This window comes from Streptomyces carpinensis (assembly GCF_002154505.1).
Taxonomy (GTDB): Bacteria; Actinomycetota; Actinomycetes; order Streptomycetales; family Streptomycetaceae; genus Streptomyces; species Streptomyces carpinensis.
The window spans coordinates 1-4948 of record NZ_MUBM01000489.1 but is presented as its reverse complement, the minus strand read 5'-3'; the positions used below and the strand labels follow the sequence as shown (position 1 = coordinate 4948).

Here is a 4948-nt window from a genome sequence, read left to right as displayed (position 1 = left end):
GGACCGGGCGTCGGCCCGGTCGCGGTGGCCGAGCACCTCGCGCCGTACCTGCCCACCCACCCGCTGCACCCCGATACCGGGCGTCGCGACGGGATCGGGGCGGTCAGCGCAGCGCCGTTCGGCAGTGCCGGCATCCTGCCGATCCCATGGGCCTACATCCGGATGATGGGTGCGGAGGGGCTGACCGAGGCGACCCGGACGGCCGTGTTGAGTGCCAACTACGTCGCCCGCCGGCTCGCGCCGCACTTCCCCGTCCTGTACGCCGGGGAGGCCGGCCTCGTCGCGCACGAGTGCATCCTCGACGTACGCTCGATCACCGCCGCCACGGGCGTGACAGTCGACGACATCGCCAAACGGCTCATCGACTACGGCTTCCACGCTCCGACGATGAGCTTCCCGGTCGCCGGCACGCTGATGGTCGAGCCGACGGAGAGCGAGAGCCTGCAGGAGTTGGACCGCTTCTGCGAGGCGATGATCGCGATCCGCGCGGAGATCGACTTGGTGGACAAGGGCGTCTGGGCCGTCGAGGAGAGCCCGCTGCGACGGGCGCCGCACACCGCAGCCGCGATCGCCGGCGAGTGGGCCAGGCCCTACTCGCGTGAACGGGCCGTGTTCCCGGCGGGCGTCACGTCCGACAAGTACTGGCCGCCTGTCGGCCGGATCGACCAGGCGCACGGTGACCGGAACCTGGTCTGTTCCTGCCCGCCTCCCGGGTCGTTCGCGTCGTGACCCGGCCCGCCATGGTCCGAAGAGGAACCATCATGCCGAAGAAGACACCCCTGCACGACATCCACATGGAGCTCGGTGCGTCGTTCACCGACTTCGCCGGCTGGTCCATGCCACTGCGCTACACCTCCGAGCTGGTCGAGCACCACGCCGTACGGACCGCCGCCGGAATCTTCGACCTCACCCACATGGGAGAGATCGAGCTGTCCGGTCCCGAGGTGGGCCGGGCTCTCGACCACGCCCTGGTCGGACGGCCGTCGAAGATCGCCGTCGGCCGCGCGCGCTACTCCATGCTGGTCCACGAGACTGGCGGAGTGCTCGACGACCTCGTCGTCTACCGCCTGGCCGAGGAGATGTACCTCGTCGTGGCCAACGCCGGCAACACGCTGGTCGTGCTCTCCCAGCTGCGTGATCGGATCGACGGCTACGTCACCACGATCCGGGACACCTCAGGCGAGTGGGCGTTGATCGCGGTCCAGGGAGCGACGTCACCGGCGATCGTCAGCGAACTTGCCGACGTCGAGGTGCCGTTGCTGAAGTACTACGCGATCGGCCCGGCGCGGTTGGCGGACCGCGAGGTGCTGCTCGCGCGCACCGGCTACACCGGCGAGGACGGCTTCGAGATCTACTGCCGTCCCGAGGACGCGATGGCCGTCTGGCGGTCCGTCAGCGCGGTGGGCGTGCGGCACGGGCTGGTCCCGTGCGGCCTGGCCTGCCGTGACACGCTGCGCCTCGAGGCCGGTATGCCGTTGTACGGCCAGGAGCTCACCGTCGGCACCACACCGTTCGACGCGGGACTGGGCCGAGTCGTGGTGTTCGGGAAGCCCGGCGGGTTCGTCGGCGAGGCGGCCCTGGCTGCCCGTCGTGACGAGGGGCCCACCCGCGTGCTGGTCGGGCTGGCCTCGACCGGTCGACGAGCTCCGCGCACCGGCTACGCCGTACTCGACCCGGACACCGGCGAGCGCATCGGCGAGGTCACCTCGGGCGCTCTGTCGCCCACCCTCGGCCACCCCGTGGCGATGGCATACCTGCCGACCGACCGGAGCGAACCCGGCACCAAGGTGCTCGTCGACATCCGGGGCAGTCAGGAGTACGCCGAGGTCGTTCCGCTGCCTTTCTACCGCCGCCGAGCCTGACCACCTCCCGAGGAGAACAGATCATGAGCCTGCCCACCGACCTGATGTACACCAGCGACCATGAGTGGATTGCCAGCGAGGGAGACCTGTCGACCGTCGGTGTCACCGCCCACGCAGCAGACGCGCTCGGCGACGTCGTCTACCTGGACCTGCCTGCCGTCGGCGCGACGATCAAGGCTGGCGACGCGTGCGGAGAGATCGAATCGACCAAGTCCGTGAGCGACCTGTTCGCTCCTGCGGACGGCGAGGTCGTCGATATCAACGAAGCTGCGGTGGCCGAGCCCGGCCTGGTCAACACTGACCCGTTCGGAGCGGGCTGGCTGTTCCGGATGCGGATCACCGGTACGCCGGATCTGCTGGACGCCACCGCCTACGCGGCTTTCACGGCAGGAGCCTGAGATGTCTGTGCTGGACCGTCGGCTCGCCGACTTCGACCCCACCGTGTACACCGCCGTACGTGCCGAGTTGGAGCGTCAACAGAGCACGCTGGAGATGATCGCGAGCGAGAACTTCGCACCGGTCTCGGTGATGGAGGCGCAGGGCTCCGTCCTGACGAACAAGTACGCCGAGGGCTACCCGGGCCGTCGCTACTACGGCGGGTGTGAGCACATCGATGTCATCGAGCAGCTCGCCATCGAACGGGTGAAGGCATTGTTCGGTGCGGCCTTCGCCAATGTGCAGCCGCACTCGGGAGCCCAGGCGAACGCCGCCGCGATGACGGCCCTCCTCCAACCGGGGGACAGCATCCTGGGCCTGGAGCTCGCGCACGGCGGGCACCTCACCCACGGCATGCGCATCAACTTCTCCGGCAAGCTCTACAACGTCGTCGCCTACCACGTCTCCGCGGAGGACAACCGCGTCGACATGGCGGAGGTGCAGCGACTTGCCGATGAGCACCGGCCGCAGCTGATCATCGCGGGTTGGTCGGCGTACCCCCGGCAGCTGGACTTCGCCGCCTTCAGGCGGGTCGCGGACCAGGTCGGCGCGTACCTGATGGTGGACATGGCGCACTTCGCCGGTCTGGTGGCCGCGGGTCTGCACCCGAACCCGGTGCCGCACGCCGACGTGGTGACCACGACCACGCACAAGACACTCGGCGGCCCGCGCGGCGGAGTGGTGCTGACCAACCGTGAGGACGTGGCGAAGAAGGTCAATAGTGCGGTCTTCCCCGGCCAGCAGGGCGGACCGCTGGAGCACGTGATCGCGGCCAAGGCGGTCGCGTTCAAGATGGCGTCCGAGCCGGAGTTCCGTGAGCGCCAGGAGCGCACCCTCGCGGGCGCTCGACTCCTCGCGGAACGGCTGAGTGCTCCCGATGTCACGGACGCGGGGGTGTCCGTGCTGTCGGGTGGTACGGACGTCCACCTGGTGCTGGTCGACCTGCGTGAGTCGGAGCTCGACGGGCAGCGGGCGGAGGACCGCCTGCACGACATCGGCATCACGGTGAACCGCAACGCTGTGCCGTTCGACCCCCGCCCGCCGATGGTGACCTCGGGATTGCGGATCGGTACGCCGGCGCTGGCCGGCCGCGGCTTCGGGGAGGCCGAATTCGCGGAGGTCGCCGACATCATCGCGGAGGCCCTCAATCCGGCGTACGCCCCGAGTCTCGCCGCCAAGCTGCGGGCCCGTGTGGCCGCGCTCGCCGACGCGCACCCGTTGTACCCGGAGCTGTGAGATGAGCGGCGCCCTCACACCTTCCGCCTCGCCTGACGGCCGCAGGTTGCTGCGGCTGGAGGTGCGGAACAGCCAGACTCCGATCGAGCGCAAGCCCGAGTGGATCAAGACCCGGGCGCGGATGGGGCCGGAATACAACGCGTTGCGCTCGCAGATGAAGGCCGAAGGGCTGCACACGGTGTGCCAGGAGGCGGGCTGTCCGAACATCTTCGACTGTTGGGAGGACCGTGAAGCCACCTTCCTCATCGGCGGCGACCAGTGCACCCGGCGCTGCGACTTCTGCCAGATCGACACCGGCAAGCCCCGGCCTCTGGACCGGGAGGAGCCGCGCCGGGTGGCGGAGTCGGTGGCGAAGATGGGACTGCGGTACGCCACCATCACCGGGGTGGCCCGCGACGACCTGCCCGACCGTGGTGCCTGGCTGTACGCCGAGACGGTCCGACAGATCCACGCCTTGAACCCGGACACCCGTGTGGAGAATCTGGTCCCGGACTTCAACGGTGTCCCCGAGTTGCTGGCCCAGGTGTTCGAATCGCGCCCGGAAGTATTGGCGCACAACGTGGAGACGGTGCCGCGGATCTTCAAATGGATCCGGCCCGCGTTCCGCTACGACCGGTCGCTCGGTGTGCTTACCGCGGCGCGGGAGTTCGGGCTGGTCACCAAGTCGAACCTGATCCTGGGCATGGGGGAGACCCGGGTGGAGATCTCGGCCGCGCTGAAGGACCTGCACGCTGCCGGGTGCGACCTGGTCACCATCACCCAGTACCTGCGGCCGTCGGTGCGGCACCACCCGGTGCACCGGTGGGTCAGGCCTGAGGAGTTCATCGAGCTCAAGGAAGAGGCCGAGGAGATCGGCTTCGCCGGAGTGATGTCCGGACCCCTGGTCCGGTCCTCCTATCGCGCCGGACAGCTCTATCAGCAAGCACTCGACAAGAGGCCTCGGCAAGAACCGAACAACTGAAGACACCGCTGACGATTCTGCGCGGGAGAGTCCACACTCCCCAAGCTGCGGCGCCGAAGGAGCACATCCTCCCCGGAAACCCTCAGGCTTCGTTACTGCGCGGCGGAGGCGGACTCTGGAAAGCAGGCGCTCACGCGTCTCGCCCACGGTGCAAGCCGCGCACAGCAGGTGCAGCTCTCAGGCCAATGACAGAGGGGGAGGATCAATCAGCCGCGCGGGTCCGTGCCCGCGTTCGACTTTCGAGGAGTCCCTCGTGTCCATGACGGTGGGTCCCCTCCGGACGCAAGTGATTGCGCCTGGGGAGCCGGAACAGTCAGACCCCGATCGAGCGCAAGCCCGAGTGGGTGGGGCCCCAGGCGAAGATGGGCCTGGAGTACAACCAACTGCAGAGCCTGGTCACGGCGGAGAATGTCATGTCCCCTCGTCCGCGTCCCGGCCGCGAGTTCGTCCTCAC

General features: G+C 68.8%; 4 protein-coding genes, 1 pseudogene and 2 riboswitches. All 5 genes and pseudogenes read left to right on the top strand.

Annotation, left to right across the window (positions count from 1 at the left end):
* Positions 1-729 (top strand): annotated as a pseudogene (locus BZY54_RS44320) (glycine dehydrogenase (aminomethyl-transferring)); the annotation flags it as partial.
* Positions 730-761: 32 nt separating this feature from the next.
* Positions 762-1862 (top strand): glycine cleavage system aminomethyltransferase GcvT, encoded by a 1101-nt coding sequence (gcvT, locus tag BZY54_RS44315; RefSeq protein WP_086731022.1) that lies wholly within the window; start codon positions 762-764, stop codon positions 1860-1862.
* 23 nt (positions 1863-1885) lie between these two features.
* A complete protein-coding gene (gene gcvH / locus BZY54_RS44310) occupies positions 1886-2260 on the top strand; it encodes a glycine cleavage system protein GcvH (RefSeq protein WP_086731021.1) in 375 nt (124 codons plus the stop codon).
* A 1-nt stretch (position 2261) separates the two neighbouring features.
* On the top strand, positions 2262-3533 hold the full coding sequence (gene glyA, locus BZY54_RS44305) for a serine hydroxymethyltransferase (protein WP_086731020.1): 1272 nt from the start codon (positions 2262-2264) through the stop codon (positions 3531-3533).
* 1 nt (position 3534) lies between these two features.
* A complete protein-coding gene (gene lipA / locus BZY54_RS44300; RefSeq protein ID WP_086731019.1) occupies positions 3535-4494 on the top strand; it encodes a lipoyl synthase in 960 nt (319 codons plus the stop codon).
* Between the two features lie 12 nt (positions 4495-4506).
* Positions 4507-4602, top strand: a riboswitch (glycine riboswitch).
* Between the two features lie 5 nt (positions 4603-4607).
* Positions 4608-4688: riboswitch (glycine riboswitch) on the top strand.
* The last annotated feature ends 260 nt before the right edge of the window (positions 4689-4948 follow it).